The organism is Flavobacterium sp. ALJ2, assembly GCF_015594725.1.
Lineage (GTDB): Bacteria > Bacteroidota > Bacteroidia > Flavobacteriales > Flavobacteriaceae > Flavobacterium.
The window spans coordinates 1-1,197 of sequence record NZ_JADNRC010000045.1 but is presented as its reverse complement, the minus strand read 5'-3'; the positions used below and the strand labels follow the sequence as shown (position 1 = coordinate 1,197).

The following is a 1,197-nucleotide window of genomic DNA, read 5'->3' as shown; positions in this document are numbered from 1 at the left end:
AACGAACTCAAACCATTGTGCCCACAGACTCGAATTATCGTTGTTGTTGGTTGCATCACACTGGAGCAGAAACTCACGAACCCACGAACTCAAACCATTGTGCCCACAGGCTCGAATTATCGTTGTTGATACATCATGCTGGAGCAGAAACTCAAACCCACAAACTCAAACTATTATACCTACAGGCTCGAATTATAATTGTTGCTCCACTACTTCGGGTTTATAGTATTTGCTTTGCTACTGAACTCGTTAAATGCTTCGGGGTCTAATCAAGCGGTAACTTAGATTGAAATAAAAATTGTACATGAAAACAAATAAAAAAAACATATTGATATGTAATGATAATTTTTTATTTATAAATCAACAATATCACGTAAAACAATATAAAAACTTGGTTAAACGTATGTTTTGTTGTTATATTTGCAATGGAGCGCGGCGAAAGTCAAGCACCGTTATTAATAGACCTACTAAACAAAAGTTTATAGGTCTATTTTTTTAAAAGTTTTTTCTTTATCTAAATTATTTATTTATGCCATCTAATAACGATAATACAAAACGTCTTTATGAAGATGTCAAGAAAGATTATCTTAAATTATCCGATGTAAAGGAATTTAATGTAAAAAAATATACGGATGCTTGGATTTTTGCTAAACTTGGACAGCGTTATTATAAAGCTGTTAGAACAATTGAAAACATTGTTTTTAGTAAATCAAAAGCGAATTAACGCCACATTTTTAAATTTAGATAAAAATACATTATTCATTAAAAATAAATCTCTAAACTTTACATATACCCAAACCGCACTATTAGTTAATGCGGTTTTTTTTTGTTATTTATTTAGTAAAATATATTTTCTAATAAAAACAAATTTTTCCAATCATTATTATTACTTTTGCTACTTGGATTAAATATAAATTAGAATTTTTTACTAATTTTCTACCAATCTACGAAAATAAAAAACAAACAACTGATTATCAGTATGTTATAATCATAAATTCAGTAACTGGAGGTACCACAATAATGCTCGGATGGTGAAATTGGTAGACACGCTGGACTTAAAATCCAGTGAACAGCAATGTTCGTGCGGGTTCAAGTCCCGCTCTGAGTACTAAAATCTTCAATTAGCTAAGTCTAATTGAAGATTTTTTTTTGTTAATAAAAATGGTTTTAGTCTAGGATCAATACAGGATCAAACGT

The 1,197-nt window shown here is 30.0% G+C and carries 2 protein-coding genes and 1 tRNA gene; all 3 read left to right on the top strand.

The window, feature by feature from the left end; translation table 11 throughout:
* A partial coding sequence (locus IUY40_RS19575; RefSeq protein WP_229335686.1) for a hypothetical protein occupies positions 1-226 on the top strand: 226 nt, incomplete at its 5' end.
* Between the two features lie 303 nt (positions 227-529).
* On the top strand, positions 530-724 hold the full coding sequence (locus IUY40_RS19130; protein WP_195738453.1) for a hypothetical protein: 195 nt from the start codon (positions 530-532) through the stop codon (positions 722-724).
* Positions 725-1,022: 298 nt separating this feature from the next.
* Positions 1,023-1,108, top strand: a tRNA-Leu gene (locus IUY40_RS19125).
* Positions 1,109-1,197: the final 89 nt, after the last annotated feature.

What these genes read in the sequence shown, in the direction of transcription:
- IUY40_RS19130 (WP_195738453.1), top strand. Translation starts at nt 530, where the DNA reads ATGCCATCTAATAACGATAATACAAAACGTCTTTATGAAGATGTCAAG.